Annotated in this window: 12 protein-coding genes and 1 tRNA gene; 3 read left to right on the top strand and 10 right to left on the bottom strand. The window is 61.8% G+C overall.

The genetic code is table 11. From position 1 onward, the window contains the following. Positions 1-120: 120 nt before the first annotated feature. From mmsB to chvE, 3 genes are all read right to left on the bottom strand, one after another. On the bottom strand, positions 121-1,407 hold the full coding sequence (gene mmsB, locus ACZYHG_RS01950) for a multiple monosaccharide ABC transporter permease (RefSeq protein ID WP_027033062.1): 1,287 nt from the start codon (positions 1,405-1,407) through the stop codon (positions 121-123). After that, positions 1,404-2,936, bottom strand: a complete 1,533-nt coding sequence (mmsA, locus tag ACZYHG_RS01945) for a multiple monosaccharide ABC transporter ATP-binding protein (protein ID WP_027033063.1) — start codon at positions 2,934-2,936, stop codon at positions 1,404-1,406. The genes mmsB and mmsA overlap by 4 nt, the downstream gene beginning before the upstream one ends. A gap of 201 nt (positions 2,937-3,137) precedes the next feature. Continuing rightward, entirely contained in the window at positions 3,138-4,208 is a 1,071-nt protein-coding gene (gene chvE / locus ACZYHG_RS01940; protein WP_027060955.1) for a multiple monosaccharide ABC transporter substrate-binding protein, read from the bottom strand. Positions 4,209-4,522: 314 nt separating this feature from the next. On the opposite strand from chvE, the gene ACZYHG_RS01935 reads away from it, so the two are divergent. From ACZYHG_RS01935 to ACZYHG_RS01925, 3 genes are all read left to right on the top strand, one after another. Next, positions 4,523-5,512 carry a LysR family transcriptional regulator gene (locus tag ACZYHG_RS01935; RefSeq protein WP_464612304.1) on the top strand — a complete coding sequence of 330 codons (990 nt, stop codon included), beginning with the start codon at positions 4,523-4,525 and terminating at the stop codon, positions 5,510-5,512. A gap of 106 nt (positions 5,513-5,618) precedes the next feature. After that, positions 5,619-5,960, top strand: a complete 342-nt coding sequence (locus ACZYHG_RS01930; RefSeq protein WP_080680925.1) for a hypothetical protein — start codon at positions 5,619-5,621, stop codon at positions 5,958-5,960. 301 nt (positions 5,961-6,261) lie between these two features. Continuing rightward, on the top strand, positions 6,262-7,014 hold the full coding sequence (locus ACZYHG_RS01925; RefSeq protein WP_464612303.1) for a Stf0 family sulfotransferase: 753 nt from the start codon (positions 6,262-6,264) through the stop codon (positions 7,012-7,014). A 154-nt stretch (positions 7,015-7,168) separates the two neighbouring features. On the opposite strand, the gene ACZYHG_RS01920 is transcribed toward ACZYHG_RS01925, so the two are convergent. The 7 genes from ACZYHG_RS01920 to ACZYHG_RS01890 all read right to left on the bottom strand — a co-directional run bounded on the left by ACZYHG_RS01920 (position 7,169) and on the right by ACZYHG_RS01890 (position 14,830). Further along, positions 7,169-7,242, bottom strand: a tRNA-Gly gene (locus ACZYHG_RS01920). A 96-nt stretch (positions 7,243-7,338) separates the two neighbouring features. Next, positions 7,339-9,225: an acyltransferase family protein gene (locus ACZYHG_RS01915; protein ID WP_464612302.1), complete on the bottom strand. Its 1,887-nt coding sequence runs from the start codon at positions 9,223-9,225 to the stop codon at positions 7,339-7,341. Positions 9,226-9,436: 211 nt separating this feature from the next. Next, a complete protein-coding gene (locus ACZYHG_RS01910; RefSeq protein ID WP_464612301.1) occupies positions 9,437-10,927 on the bottom strand; it encodes a hypothetical protein in 1,491 nt (496 codons plus the stop codon). 49 nt (positions 10,928-10,976) lie between these two features. After that, the gene (locus tag ACZYHG_RS01905) at positions 10,977-11,474 is read right to left on the bottom strand and encodes a GtrA family protein (RefSeq protein WP_464612300.1); all 498 of its coding nucleotides are present in this window, start codon (positions 11,472-11,474) and stop codon (positions 10,977-10,979) included. 32 nt (positions 11,475-11,506) lie between these two features. Next, positions 11,507-12,544, bottom strand: a complete 1,038-nt coding sequence (locus ACZYHG_RS01900; protein ID WP_464612299.1) for a glycosyltransferase family 2 protein — start codon at positions 12,542-12,544, stop codon at positions 11,507-11,509. Positions 12,545-12,731: 187 nt separating this feature from the next. Beyond that, positions 12,732-14,150: a sensor histidine kinase gene (locus tag ACZYHG_RS01895; RefSeq protein WP_464614859.1), complete on the bottom strand. Its 1,419-nt coding sequence runs from the start codon at positions 14,148-14,150 to the stop codon at positions 12,732-12,734. 5 nt (positions 14,151-14,155) lie between these two features. After that, complete coding sequence (locus tag ACZYHG_RS01890) at positions 14,156-14,830, bottom strand: response regulator transcription factor (protein ID WP_464612298.1); 675 nt, start codon at positions 14,828-14,830, stop codon at positions 14,156-14,158. Positions 14,831-14,877: the final 47 nt, after the last annotated feature.

Raw genomic sequence — 14,877 nt, 5'->3', positions numbered from 1 at the left:
GGGTTGAACTCTTCGTCCGGATTGCGCTCGCGGGCTTGATCCCCCGGGGGACTTCCTGATGCCGACAACTCGCCGGCAGCGCCGCGATCGTATGCCTCCTGCTTGCCTCGCCTAAGCCTGTCAGGCCTTGTTCTTGTTGTAGACGTCGAAGATCACGGCGCCGAGCAGAACCAGGCCTTTGACCACCTGCTGCCAATCGACATTGACGCCCATGATCGACATGCCGTTGTTCATCACACCCATGATGAAGCCGCCGACCACCGCGCCGATGACCTGACCGACGCCACCCATCGCCGAGGCGCCACCGATAAAGACGGCGGCGATGACGTCGAGCTCCGAGCCGAGGCCCGCCGCCGGCACAGCTTGGCCGAGGCGCGCCGCGATGATCAGACCGCCAAGCGCCGACAGCACGCCCATGTTGATGAACACCAGCAGCGTCAGCCGCTCGGTGTTGATGCCCGACAGTTGTGCCGCCTTGGGGTTGCCGCCCATCGCGTAGATGCGGCGGCCGATGGTCATGCGCTTGGTGACGAAGACGAACAGCGAGATCAGCACGCCCATCACGAGCAGCACCACCGGCAGGCCTCGGTAGCTGGCGAATTCATAGACCAGGAACAGCGCCAGCGCGCTGGCGACCAGCGTCTTGATAACGAACAGCGGGAAGGGCTCGGCCTCATAGCCATGGCGCTCGCGCTTGCGCCGTGTGCGCAGCCCGAAATAGGCATAGGCCACCACGGCGATGAGGCCCAGCACGATCGTCGTCATATGCAGCGTCAGGCCGCTGCCCATGATGGTCTTGCCGGCGGCATTCACCGTCGGCGGGATCAGCGTCAGCGGGCCGATCACATCCGGGATGAAGCCGGAGCTGAGCATTTTGAAGTCGTCTGGAAGCGGACCGACGGAGGATCCGCCGCCCAGCAACGCCTGGCAGATGCCGCGGAAGATCAGCATGCCGGCCAGTGTGACGATGAAGCTCGGTATCCGGTGATAAGCGATCCAATAGCCTTGCGCCGCGCCGATCAGGCCGCCCACGACCAGGCAGACAATGGAAACGACCAGCGGATTGCTGAGCGGTCCGAGCTGCCAGATGACCATCATGTTTGCCGCCAGCGCACCGATGAAACCGGCGACCGATCCGACGCTGAGGTCGATATAGCCGGAGACGATCACCAGCAGCATGCCCAGCGCCATCACGATGATGAAGGAGTTCTGTTGCACCAGGTTGCTGAGGTTGACCGGCTTGAACAGCGTTCCCGACGTGGTGAACTGGAAGAACAGCATGATGACGATCAGCGCGATGATCAGACCGTATTCGCGCAGGTTCGTCGTCAGCGCCGAGACGGCGATGCGTGGACGCTGTTCGTCAGTGACGTTGCCCTGCGGGGCGGGCGCGCTTTCGGTGCTCATGCTGCTTTTCCTTCTCCCCGAACGATGGCGCGCATTATTTTTTCCTGGCTTGCGTCCGCCGCCGGCATTTCGCCGACGATGCGGCCTTCGTTCATGACATAGATGCGGTCGGTGATGCCGAGGAGTTCCGGCATTTCCGACGAGATGACCACGATCGCCTTACCCTCCGAGGCGAGGCGCGCGATGATCGTATAGATTTCATATTTGGCGCCGACATCGATGCCGCGTGTCGGCTCGTCGAGGATAAGCACTTCCGGATCGGCGAACAGCCATTTCGACAGCACCACCTTCTGCTGGTTGCCGCCCGAAAGATTGCCGGTCAACTGATAGACGCTGGACGCGCGGATATTGGTCTTCTTGCGATAGTCGTTGGCAACGGCGAGCTCGCGCATGTCGTCGATCACGCTGTGGCGAGACACGCCGCCGAGATTGGCCAGTGTGATGTTGTGCTTGATATGGTCGATGAGGTTGAGACCATAGGTCTTGCGGTCCTCCGTCACGTAGGCGATGCCGTGTTGGACCGCCTTGCTCACCGACGAGACATCGACAGGTTTGCCCTTGAGAAGCACCTCGCCGGTGATGCGGCGGCCATAGGAGCGGCCGAACAGGCTCATGGCGAATTCGGTGCGGCCGGCTCCCATCAGCCCGGCAATGCCGACCACCTCGCCCTTGCGCACGTTGATGTTGATACCCTTGATCACCTGCCGCTCGGCATGGATCGGGTGATAGACCGACCAGTTCTTCACTTCGAACACGACCTCGCCGATGTGAGGTTCGCGTGGCGGATAGCGGTCGTCGAGCGAGCGGCCGACCATCGAGGTGATGATGCGGTCTTCCGAAATGTCTTTCTTGGCCAGCGTTTCGATGGTGCGCCCGTCACGGATGACGGTCACCTTGTCGGCGACCCGGTTGATCTCGTTCAGCTTGTGCGAGATCAGGATCGAGGTCATGCCCTGGCGCTTGAATTCGAGCAAAAGGTCGAGCAGTGCCTGGCTGTCTTTCTCGCTGAGTGACGCCGTCGGCTCGTCGAGGATCAGCAGCTTGACTTCCTTGCTCAGCGCCTTGGCGATCTCGACCAGTTGCTGCTTGCCGACGCCGATATTGGTGATCAGCGTCTTGGGGTCCTCCTTGAGGCCCACCTTCTTCAACAGCGCAGCGGTGCGCGCCTCGTTGGCGTTCCAGTCGATGACGCCATATGTTGCGTGCTCGTTGCCGAGGAATATATTTTCGGCGATCGACAGCATCGGCACCAGCGCAAGCTCCTGATGGATGATGACGATGCCCTTGTGTTCGCTGTCCTGGATGCCCTTGAACTGGCATTCCTGGCCCTGAAAGATGATCTGGCCGTCATAGGTGCCGGAGGGATAGACGCCCGACAGCACCTTCATCAGCGTCGACTTGCCGGCGCCGTTTTCGCCGACCACGGCGTGGATCTCGCCTTCCTCGACGCTGAGGTTGACGTTCGACAGCGCCTTCACGCCAGGGAACGTCTTGGTGATGTCGCGCATCTCCAAAATCGTCGTCATCAGGGCAAGCTCCTCCTGTTGCATGTCGCTCAAAAGTGCCTGCGGTTTTGAGACGACGACATGCACGGAAACAAAGACTTAAAGCGCGTCACATGGGACTGGTTCGAAGCGACGCGCTTTAAGTTCGGCAGAAACAATACCGGGGTCGCTCGTGAACGGAAAGGGGCCCTGCGTTACGCAGGACCCCTGTCTTTGTAACCGAGATTACTTCAGGTCTTCGGCCTTGATGTAGCCCGAGTCGACGACCAGCTTCTGGTAGTTCGACTTGTCGACCTCATGCGGCGTCAACAGGATCGAGGGAACGACCTTGACGTCATTGTTGTAGGTCTTTTCGTCGAGGCCGTCGGGCTTGCCACCCGAGAGCACCTTGTCGACCAACTGGACAGTGGCCTTGGCGAGGTCGCGGGTGTCCTTGAACACGGTCGAGTACTGTTCGCCAGTGATGATCAGCTTGACCGAGGCAGTCTCGGCGTCCTGACCGGTCACGATCGGCCAGGGCTGTGCGTCGGTGCCGTAACCGACGGCGCGCAGCGAGGCGGTGATGCCGCGCGACAGGCCGTCATAGGGCGACAGAACGCCATCGACGCGGCTGCCGTCCGAGTAGTTGGCCGAGAGCAGATTGTCCATGCGCGCCTGGGCGGTGGCAGCGAGCCAACGCAGCGTGCCGACCTTGTCCATGCCGGTCTGGCCGGACTTGATCTTGATCGAGCCGTCGTCGATCAGCGGCTGCAGGACGGAAATCGCGCCATTGTAGAAGAAGAAGGCGTTGTTGTCGTCCGGCGAGCCGCCGAACAGTTCGACGTTCCAAGGCTTGGTGTTCGGGAAGCGCTCCTTGAGGCCCTTGACCAGCGAATTGGCCTGGATCACGCCGACGCCGAAATTGTCGAAGGTGGTGTAGTAGTCGACATTCTTGGTCTTCTTGATCAGGCGGTCATAGGCGACGACGACGACGCCCGCGTCAGCGGCCTTCTGCAGCGCATCCGACAGGGTGGTGCCGTCGATCGAGGCGATGATCAGCGCCTTCGGCCCCTTGGTAATTTCGTTTTCCAGCTGGCTGAGCTGGTTGGGGATGTCGTCCTGCGCGTATTGCAGATCAACGGTGTAGCCGAGAGCCTCGAGCTGGGACTTGACGGCGTCGCCGTCATTGATCCAGCGCTGCGAAGTCTTGGTCGGCATCAGCACGCCGACGAGACCCTTGTCGGCTGCGTGTGCCGAGTAGGTCATGGCAGCGATGCCAAGCGCCGCGACTGCGGCCAGTGTCTTGATGATTTTCACATAACTCTCCCTGGTTGATGGACGCGGCACCCCGGGGGTCGCGGGCCGCGCAATCGTGCAGAAGCGCCAAGGCACTGCTGCCGTCATATCGATCTCCGGTATCCTCCCATGTCCCCGAGGCGCTGATTTCAATCGATACGATTTTTATCGTCGTCGATTGTCACGTCTCGAAACGCGCTGAAGTTGCGACCCTTTTGCCATAACTGTCAAATGCGATCTTTGATGGTTGCTATACCGCAGGTGGTATATGTTATGACGGGATCACGGGTCGCTGGAAAATGTTGGCGGGTCGCAGGCGGAGGCAAGAAAAAACCATGGCGGCGTTGCGGAATCCGGCTGCGGTTTCAAATGGTTACAACGAGACCCCGGGCGGCGGCGAAACCCTGCTGCGCAGCGGTCTCAGCCTGCGCCACATGCGCATGATCGCCGCGCTCGACGATCATGGCCGGGTGAGCGCGGCGGCGCAGGTCATGAACATCTCTCAGCCGGCGGCCTCGCGCATGATCGCCGAGATGGAGGCGGTGCTCGAGGTCAAGCTGTGTGAAAGGTTGCCGCGCGGCATCACTTTGACGCCCTACGGCAAGGCGCTGGCAAGGCGCGCGCGTTCGATCCTGCTGGAGATGCGCGAGGTCGATCGCGAGATTTCCGAGCTCAAGGCAGGGAAGGGCGGCTCGGTGTTTCTTGGTGCCGTGACGGCGCCTGCGATCGAGCTGGCGGTGCCGGCGATCCGCGAAATCCGCCGCATCTATCCGCGCATCGAGATCACCATGCAGGTTGAGACCTCGAATGTGCTGGCGCGCGAACTGATCGCCACGCGCCACGACTTCATCATTGCGCGCATTCCCGACGATCTCAATCCGCGGCTGTTCGAGTCGCGCGTCATCGGCGTCGAGAAGGCCTGCCTGATCGTGCGCCGCGGCCACCCGCTGACCAGAGGCGACGTGGTGCGGCTGGAAGACACCGCCGCCTATGACTGGGTTTTCCAGTCGGGCGGCTCGCCCTTGCGCCAGGCAATGGAGAGCAATTTCCTCAACCGCAACATCGCGTTGCCGGACCGGATCCTCAACACCAGCTCGCTGCTTCTGACGCTGGTCATGGTCGCACAGTCCGACGCCATCGCCCCGGTATCGGTGCAAGTGGCGAAATTCATCCAGAATCCCGACGGGCTCGCCGGCGCCATCGATGTCGTCCAGACCGAATTCGACATCGAGGTCAGGCCCTACAGCCTGATCACGGTCAGGAATCGCGCGCTGTCGCCGGCCGCGAAGATGCTGCACGATTTCATCCTGCGCGAAGTGGGGTGATGGAACCGGAAGCACGCGCGAGCGTTCATTCTAATCGGCATGCTCGCAGGAGCCCGTTTTGGGCGAGGGAACGAGGTGTCGATGGTCGACAACTCGGGAGGTTTTGATGGAACGTCGGTTGTTTCTCACTGGACTGCTGGGCGTTGCGGGGGCGGTGGCGTTTGCGGGCGTGGTCGGACCGGGTCGCGCGGTTGCCGGTATTCCCCAGGGCAACGGAATTCTCGATCAACTGGACAAGCCGGATCCGGCTGTCTTCGAAGGCGATGACGCGGTCGAGGTGGAGCAGGTTTCCCATCGTCGCTGGCATCACGGCCATCGTGGCCACTGGCGTCGTCGTCATGGCGGGCGGCGCCGCGGCTGGAGACGGGTGTGCCGCAGCTACTGGCGTCATGGCCGCCGTCATGTCCGCTGCTGGCGCGAACGGGTATGGCTCGGCGTTTGGCTGTGACGAACCATTGACGAAAGGCCGGCCACCGCAGCGTGGCCGGTGTCGTCTCTGCGCAGACGCGCAGGGCAAGGGTTGCGTGTTGCAATCGGTGCCCGGCTCGGCACCGATCGCCCAACCGTAACGGAATCGTCCGTCCCGCTTGGCCTAAGATCGAATTGACGGAATCATATTAGACTTTACTAATTAAATTGCCCGTCAGATAGGCGTGTGACCGTACCGAGGGCCATCAAGGAGCAGAACCATATCCCGTAACACCGGCTACACGTCTGCAGACAAGGGGCAATCGGCACCCATAAAAGGCGTGGCGATACTGACCGAGGCCCGCAGCGGCTCTGAATGGCTTGGCAGCCTGGCAAACAGCACCGGAATATTGGGGCAGTCGGGCGAATGGCTCGACTCCAGCAAGCTGGGATTCAAGCCAAAATCCTTCGACGAACTTCTTTGCGCGGTGATTGATCGCGGCAAGACCGCGAATGGCAGGTTTGCCGTAAAAGTGTTTTCGCGGCACCTTGAGACGACGCAGGCGAAGTATGGAGTCGACTTTCTCACCGAATGCATCAGGCGCCATGGCATCGGATTGGTCTTGCTGGAACGGAGAGACCGACTTCGTCAAGCAATTTCTTATTGTCGGGCGAAAGCGTCAGGCCGTTGGCAGAGTACGACAAGCGGTACTGATCCGATCCCGGAGTACGACTTCGCCAGCATCTGCCAAGTCTACTTCCGGATCGAGCAGAGCCATGCCTTCTGGGGAGCCTACCTGCGCATGGCCGATCTGCCTTACGACCATTTTTTCTATGAAGATCTGTTAAGTGACCCCCGGCCGTATGTCGTCTCGTTGGCGCGCCAGTTGTCGGTTGAAATGCCGAACTGCGAGTTCAAGACGAATTTGCGGTTGCAGCGGGACGCCTACACGGAGGAATGGGTTGAGCGGTACCGCAACGACGCCAGGTCGAAGAATCTGCTAGCGTATCTCCCCGAAAAGATGGCGCCGCGCACCATCGACAATCTCGCTCGGTTGCTTCTGAAGAAGCAGATGCGAATTAGTCAACTTTAGAGCGATTCGGAGTTTGACAGGGTCGCTGATCCGCTCCAACTCCGGAGGGGAAACCGTTGCGCACTTTCCTGGAATTGCTCCAGGTTGGGACCAAATGATATAAAACGTCGAGGTGGAAAGCTCTCAACATCAGGCGCAATGCCTTGCGCTTAACTGGAGCGGGTAGAGGGAATCGAACCCTCGCGTTCAGCTTGGGAAGCTGACAAGCTACCATTACATCATACCCGCGCGCGTCCTCGTTACCATGAGGTTCGGCCTTCGGGCAATCGCAAAGCGGCGATTGAAACGAGGCTTTCGCGATCGGGCCTGCGCTGGTCTGCGATCTTATTTTGCCTTCGCGACTTTGCTGCTGGCGGCAAAGCTTGGCCAATATTTCGAGATGGCGAGCGTCGCGCCCGCGGACGAGAAATGGCCATAGTCGAAGTAGAGAAATTGCCTGGTACCGGCGTCGGCATAGGAACAGCCGGCCGTGTCGCACAGATAGGCCAGCGGGTCTATGAAATCGGCCCCTTTGGTGAACGGCAGCACCTGCGTGTTGATGTCCGGATCCATGGCCATCGGCCAGGATGTGCTGGCGACATGCTCCCGTCTTGCGAAGAAGGCGATTTTCTGGACGTCGGCGATGAATTCCGGAGACTGGCCGATGACATAGACCTTGACGCCCATGTCGCGCAGCCGGTCGACCGTCTTCTGCAGGCCATCGAAGCCCCTGGCCTGATAGTCGGTCCAGCGGCCGCTCAGGATCACGGCCTGGACGTTGGCATCGCGGATGATCGACAGCGCCCGTTCGTTGAAGCGCGTGCAGGCCGGTCGGGCATAAGAGAAGTAGCTCAAATTGGGCGGGCAGCCGGCATATGTATACTGGATGACATTGGCCTGGATCGTTTGGATGTTGGCCTCCAGCCCCGACACATAGTGAGCGGCGAAGGAATCGCCCCACAGCAGCACATTGGTGGGAAAGCCATGCGTGCGCGTGCAGTCGGCGAGGTTCCAGTCCTCGATCGGGCTCCCGCCTTCGTTGAAACAGACACCGTTGCGCCAGTCACCCACCTGCACCCGCTCCGTCGAGAAGTCCGGGAACCGTTGCGGAAAACCTTCGCCGAGCGCACCGGCCAGGCCGCCGACACAAAGCAGGGCGATCGCTGTCGCTGAAAAGGCGAAGATGGGCAGTGGGGCGGTGAAGGCCCCCTTCCGGCGGAAGGGCTGCTCGACATACTTCCACGAGAATGTCGCCAGGGCGAAGCTTGCCACCATCATCGCCATGATCATCGGCACGCCGACGGCTTTCAGCGAGAGATAGTGGACGAACGAATTGATCGGCCAATGGACGAGGTAGAGCGAGTAGGAGATGAGGCCGACCCAGACCAGCGGGGTGAATCGAAGCACGCGCGTCGCGACAGGCTCCGGCCTGTCGGCGTGGGGCTGGCCCGCATAGATGAGCAGCGCCGTTCCGATGCAGGGGAACAGCGCATTGTAGCCCGGAAACGGGTCGCTCTCCGAAATCGTCAGAAAGCCGAATGCGATCAGGCCAAAACCGGCCAGGCCGATCAGTTCCGTCAGCGGACGGCTGGCCAGCGCCGGCGGCTTTTTCAGCATCAGCATGGCGCCCAGCGCCAGCTCCCAGATGCGTGTCGGCAGCAGGTAGAAGCCGGCGGTCGGCGCCAGGGAGGTTGCCATGACCGCCAGGGCAAAACTGGCGACGGCTATCGGCAGCAATATCGTCAACCAGCGCTTCGAGGCATATCGGTAGGTCAGATACACCAGGATCGGCGCGAAGATATAATACTGCTCCTCGACGGAAAGCGACCATGTGTGCAGCAGTGGCCGCAGCTCCGCGTCGATGGAGAAATAGTTCGTCGTCTTCCAGAAATAGATGTTCGACCAGAAGGTCGAGGCCGCGATCACGCTGAGGCTGAATTCGTGGAGGTCGGACGGCAACAGGATGAACCAGGCCGCAATACCCGAGAGCAGGATGACGAAGGTTAGTGCCGGCAGGATGCGCCGCGCGCGGCGCCAGTAGAAGCGACCGATCGAGAACTGGCCGCGCTCGAGATCGTCGAGCAGGCTGCCGCTGATCAGATAGCCGGATATGACGAAGAAGATGTCGACACCGGTGAAGCCGCCGGGAATGGCTGATACGCCGAAATGGAAGAGCACGACGGGCAGGACCGCAACAGCCCGCAGACCATCGATGTCGCGCCTGTAGTTCATCTGGCCGGTCCGCATGGCGCGGCCGGCGGTATTCGCATGCCGCAGCTTGGTGCACTGCTCATGCGGCGATGTCCTGATACTCTGAAAAATGCCGGTTCGTTGGTCGCACGGGCTCATCCTCTACCATGCAACTTTGCTGCACTGCAACATTAGTGTCAAGGCGGGAAACCGGAGGTTCGATTGACGAACCCGATTGATACAGATTTGGAAATCAGGCGCCGGGCAGGTAGATCACGGCATAGTCGTCCGCATAGGCCTGCTTCCAGCCCAGCTCCGCGAAGAAGGGGATGCGGGTGTCGTCTGATGTGAGGAGTGCCCAGCCGATGGCGTATTTCTTGAGCTGGGCCTCGAGCAGCGGTTTTCCGTCACTGTGGCCTGTCGCTTCGTCGGTTTTCGTGAACCCGCCCAGGAACAGCTGGTCCGTCCGGCCGTCGATGTAGGTCTTGATGCCGTGGAAAATCAGCGTGCCGCCGAAATTGTAGGAATTCATCACGTTGCCGGTGAGGTGCTGATCCCTTGCGAAGGCGAGGGCGCCGCTGGCGGCTGTCTTCGGGCTCGGCGCGACCTGGTAGGTGCTGCCGAGGATCACGACCGAGCCGACCAGCAGCACAGCCATCGCGCCGCAGATCGTGTAGAACCGGCTGGCGAAAATCTTTTCCAGCCCGTCACGCTTCTCCGCCAGCCAGGTCGTGGTTGAAAGCGAAGGATATTGCAGTGCAACCTCGACCGCTGTCACCAGGGGGATCAACAGGAAGGGCAGATATACGAACCGCAGATGGGCGAGATAGACATGGACGGCGAAGACGATGAACAATGCCTTGGCCCAGCCGATCCGCAGCCTCGATACCAGCAGCCCGAAAAGCGCCAGCAACATCGCCGCTTCCTGGAAGAGCTGCTCCTGGGCATTGAACGGCCGCCACTCCAGGATGAGCGGCACCGCCTCGTTGCCATAGGCCACGGTAAGCGTGGCCAGGATGGCCTTCACCCCATAGGGATGCATGAGGCTGACCAGTGGGCAGAGCAGGCCGAAAGCGATCCATTTTGCCAGAAGGGCGGGCTTCGACAGGCCCGAGCGCGCCAGCAGATCGAGCCCGGCAAAGCCGGCGATGACGAAGCTCAGCGTGAATGTGGCATGCAGGTTCGCCCACAAGACGACAAGCACCAGCAGCCACAGCGGCGGGGCTTTCTCCTCTTGCGCGGCACGAAACAGCATTGCCGTCCAGACGACGATGATCGGCAAGGTGAAGACGTGGGGGCGCGCCGTATAGATGGGAGCGATCAGGAAGGCGGCGGCGAAGGCCAGCGCGATAGCCAGTATCGGCTTCAGCCATGCGCTGAGGAACCACCCCATCAGGAAAACCGTCAGGCCGATCGTGGCGATGATCAGGGTGACGACGCCATTCCAGCCGCCGGCGCTGTAGGCAAGGGCGAGAAGCACTTGCCCCAGCCATTCCTTGGCGATCCAGGGCTGGCCGGCGAAAGTATAGGAATAGGGGTCGGTGGTCGGAAACGTCCGGTTTGCCAGGAAGTCCAGCCCGACCTTCACCTGCCACCAACTGTCCGGGTCCTGGAGGGTGGCGCCGGCAAAGGCAGCGAGCAGATAGGCCACGACGCAGGCGCCGAGAAGGCAGAAGATCAGCCTGATGCGTTGCGCGTCCCCAAGCGATGGCGCTGTCATCGCGATTGCTGCGGCCTGACTCATGTCGCGACTCCGAGCGACGGTGTCGCCGTTGCAATGACAGCGGCCTGGTTCATGTCGCGGCTCCAGGCGACGGCATGGCCGTCGCGATTGCTGAGACCGGGGTTCGTGTCGCGGCTCCAAGCGTTGCCGTTGCGGCATCCTCAGCACCGCCGACGAAGACGAACCGGGCCGAGCCGAGATAGAAGATGACCGAGTAGAGGCAGTTTCCCGCCAGATGGACGAACGGGTTTTCGATGAAGCCGGCAGACATGGCGGCGACCACGACGCCGAGGTTGGCGCCATAGGCGACGACGAAGGTGATCGCGTATCGAACGACCACGCCGGGGCGAAAGCCGCCGGCACGTCCGAACGTCCATTGGCGATTGAGGAAGAAGCCGAGGGTAAGGCCCGCGGCATAGCCTGCCGCATTGGAAAGGATATCGCCGAGGCCCAGCGCCAGCCCGGCCAGGATCAGCGAATATCCAAGCGCCGTGTTGAGAAGCCCGACGGCGCCAAAGCGCAGCATCCGCGAGACATCAGACGGAAAAGCCGACCGCATCCTGCCCATGCCGTTCCCGTTGCATCCGGTCGATCTTCGCTTCAGCCACGCGCGGCTCTTTTCGCCATCTCCTGCAGGCGATGGATGGCCAGGTCATTGTCCTTGGCCTGCTGGTCGGTCTGCTCGTCGCGCGAAACGATCTCGTTGACGAAGTAGAGTGGCCGCCGCTTCGTCTCCATATACATGCGGCCGAGATACTCGCCGAAGATGCCGAGCACCAGAAGCTGGACGCTGCCCATGATCAGCATGATCGCGGCAAGGCTCGTCCAGCCAGGCACCACATTACCCCTGGACCATTCCAACAGCGTATAGCCAAGCACGACCAGTCCGAGCAGGCCGAACATCATCCCCAGCAGCGAGGCAAACCGCAAAGGCACGATCGAAAAGCTGGTCATGGCGTCGACCGCCAGAAGAACCATCTTCTTCAGCGGGTAGTGAGTGGTGCCGGCAAAGCGCCGGTGCCTTTCATAGGGGAAGGCGACCTGCCTGAGCCCGATCCAGCTCACCATGCCGCGAATGAACCTGTAGCGTTCGGGCATCGCGTTCAGATGGTCGAGCGCCCGGCGGCTCATCAGCCGGAAGTCCCCGGAGTCCGGCGCGATCTCGACATCGACCATGCGACCCAGCAACCGGTAGAACATCGAGGCGGAAGCCAGCTTGAACCAGCTTTCGCCGTCGCGTTTCACCCTCTGGCCGTAGACGACATCGAAGCCTTCATCCATCTTCGCCATCATCGCGCCAAGCAGTTCGGGCGGATCCTGGAGATCGGCGTCGAGAATGAGAATGCGCTCGCCGCGGCAGAACTCCAGCCCCGCGGTGAGCGCGATCTGGTGGCCGTAGTTGCGGGCAAGGTCGATGGCGACGACATGGTCGTCCTTGTCGGCCAGTTCGAAAATGGCCTCGCGGGTGCCGTCGGTCGCTCCGTCGATGACAAGCACGATCTCGTACGAAGGGCCTTGCTCAAGGCATACGGCACTGACGCGTCGATGAAGCTCGGCCACGCCGTCGCGCTCGTTGTAGCATGGCACGACGACCGACAGCGTGATTGCGCGGTGCGCGCCGATTTTTCCCGTTCCCACCAAAGCCTGGCTCCCGCTCTTGGGAATGGCAATAGCGGCAATTGGTTAGAAAACAGATAAGCCAGGGATCGACGTGGGGTTATCGGGCAGCCGACCGCCATGGGTTCGGCGCCGTTAGAGCAATTCCAGGAAAAGTGTAAAACGGTTTTTCGTCCGGAATTGCGTCAAAACGATCCAACGGCCACCGTCACGGACGCACCGGCAACTCCATGCGGATACGGGCGCCGCGCCATGAGCCGGTCAGGATCCGGATCGTTCCGTCATGCAGCAGCGCGATCTGCCGGGCAAGGTTCAGTCCCAGTCCCGCCCCGCGCGACTGCGGCTGCAAGCGGTAGAAGGGTTCGAAGACATTCTCGCGCTCTTCCGCGGGAATGCCCGGACCCTCGTCGCGCACCTCGATGCCGCCGGTCCCGTCGATGGCGATCGTGATCGTGCCACTGCCGCCGCCATGCTCGATTGCATTGCGCACGAGGTTGGCCAGCGCCCGCTCGATCTGCAGGACATTGACCTCCACTTGGGCCTTGCCTGGGGGAGGCTCGAAGGCAAGGTCATAGCCAGCCTCGATGGCCAGCGGGGCAAAGTCGGCGGCGACCCGGCTGACGAGATCGCGGAGATCGACGAGCTGGCGCTGGTCCGTCGGCCGGTCGAGCATCTGATGGTCGAGCAGTTGCTGGGCAAGATGCGACAGGCGCTCGATGTCATGCAGCAGGCGGGCACTCTGCGGCTCCTGCTTCAGCAGCTCGGCGCGCGTGCGCAAGATGGCGATCGGCGTGCGCAGTTCGTGCGCCGCGTCGGTGAGGAAGCGATTGTGCCGGTCATAGCCCTGCGCAAGGCGGGCCAGTGCCTCGTTGAAAGCGTGCACCAGCGGCGCGATCTCCTGCGGCACATTCTTGACCGGCAACTGCATGGCTCGGGTGCCGATATCGATGCGCGCGGCCTGGCGGACGGTCTCGACAAGGCCGGCGAAGGACCGGCGCACCACCGCCGGTGTCGTCACCAGGGTCGTGGTTCCCATGACCAGGACGATCGGCAACAACAGGATGAGGATGATGACCGCAAGCGCCGGCAGCGCCTTCTCCCAGTTCCTGCTGCCGTCGGGATTCCTGGCGACGTCGACAGTGGCCGAAATGCTGAGCTCAAGGCCGTCGGTTTCTCGCGACGACCGCGTCCCGGCGATGATCTGTACCGTGCCGGCCCTGGTCGCGGCCTTTTCGAGATAGGCCTCCGGCCTCAAATCATCTTCGGAAAATCCGATGGTGGCGTGATCGGCCTCGCCCAGCAGGTCGCCAAAATTCCTGGCGTAGACGTCAGGCACGTTGCCGAAGCGCACGCTCTGGCCGCTGCCGTCACGAACGATGTACCAGACATTGGGGAAGCCCTCGCGAAAACTGGCAAGCTCCTTGGTCTCGTTGACGATCAGCTTGCCGCTTTCGTCGCGGCCGACCGCTTCCTTGATAGCGGCGACGGCCGCCTCGTTGTCGATCAAGAGCCGAGGATTGGCGATCCAAAGTGCTGCCGCGCAAAGCACGATGAAGATCAGCAATGTCGCCGCCTGCAGCAGGATCATCCGGCGGACCAGGATCCATTGCAACGAGCGCGTGCGCACCTTCTTCAAGAGGCCGCCCGCAAGAGATAGCCGAGGTTGCGGATCGCCCGGATCTCGATGCCGGCGGCGACATCGTCGAGCTTGCGACGCAGCCGTGAAATATGCGCATCGAGCGCATTGGAGCCGATCTCGTCGTCGAGTGCGTAGACGGCTTCCTCCAGCGCGCTGCGCATGATCGTACGGCCCGGCCGGCGGATCAGCGTTTCAAGCACGAGCCTTTCGCGTCGCGGCAGGTCAAGCGCCTGATCCTCGACCAGTGCCTCACGGTGGCGGAAATCATAGGTGAGGCGGCCGACCATGGTCTGGTTGGCGCGCGAGGTGAACGAGCGCCGGTGCAGGGCATGGAGCCGCGCGACCAGCTCCACCGTGGCGAAGGGCTTGACCATGTAGTCGTCGGCGCCGGCATCGAGCCCGGCGACGCGCTCATCCAGCCCGCTCATCGCCGTCAGCGCGATGACAGGCACATCCAGGTGCAAGGCGCGCAGGCGCGGTATCAGGCTGAGACCGTCGCCATCCGGCAGCCGGCGGTCCAACACCACCGCGTCGTGATAACCCAGACGAGCCATGGCCTCGGCGTCAGCCAACGTCGCGGCATGGTCGACGATGATGTCCAGACGCTCGAGCGCGGCCTTCAGCACGGAGGCCATTTCCGGTTCGTCCTCGATCAGCAGGACGCGCATGGGTATTCTCCTTTGTCCGCGGCTGGTGGAGATCTGCGGCCGCGGCA

Source organism: Mesorhizobium subarcticum (genome assembly GCF_055456085.1).
The sequence above is the reverse complement of the archived record's forward strand: the minus strand, read 5'-3'. Positions and strand labels throughout refer to the sequence as shown.

What these genes read in the sequence shown, in the direction of transcription:
- mmsB (WP_027033062.1), bottom strand. Translation starts at nt 1,407, where the DNA reads ATGAGCACCGAAAGCGCGCCCGCCCCGCAGGGCAACGTCACTGACGAA.
- ACZYHG_RS01890 (WP_464612298.1), bottom strand. Translation starts at nt 14,830, where the DNA reads ATGCGCGTCCTGCTGATCGAGGACGAACCGGAAATGGCCTCCGTGCTG.
- ACZYHG_RS01910 (WP_464612301.1), bottom strand. Translation starts at nt 10,927, where the DNA reads ATGAGTCAGGCCGCAGCAATCGCGATGACAGCGCCATCGCTTGGGGAC.
- ACZYHG_RS01905 (WP_464612300.1), bottom strand. Translation starts at nt 11,474, where the DNA reads ATGGGCAGGATGCGGTCGGCTTTTCCGTCTGATGTCTCGCGGATGCTG.
- ACZYHG_RS01935 (WP_464612304.1), top strand. Translation starts at nt 4,523, where the DNA reads ATGGCGGCGTTGCGGAATCCGGCTGCGGTTTCAAATGGTTACAACGAG.
- ACZYHG_RS01915 (WP_464612302.1), bottom strand. Translation starts at nt 9,225, where the DNA reads ATGAACTACAGGCGCGACATCGATGGTCTGCGGGCTGTTGCGGTCCTG.
- ACZYHG_RS01930 (WP_080680925.1), top strand. Translation starts at nt 5,619, where the DNA reads ATGGAACGTCGGTTGTTTCTCACTGGACTGCTGGGCGTTGCGGGGGCG.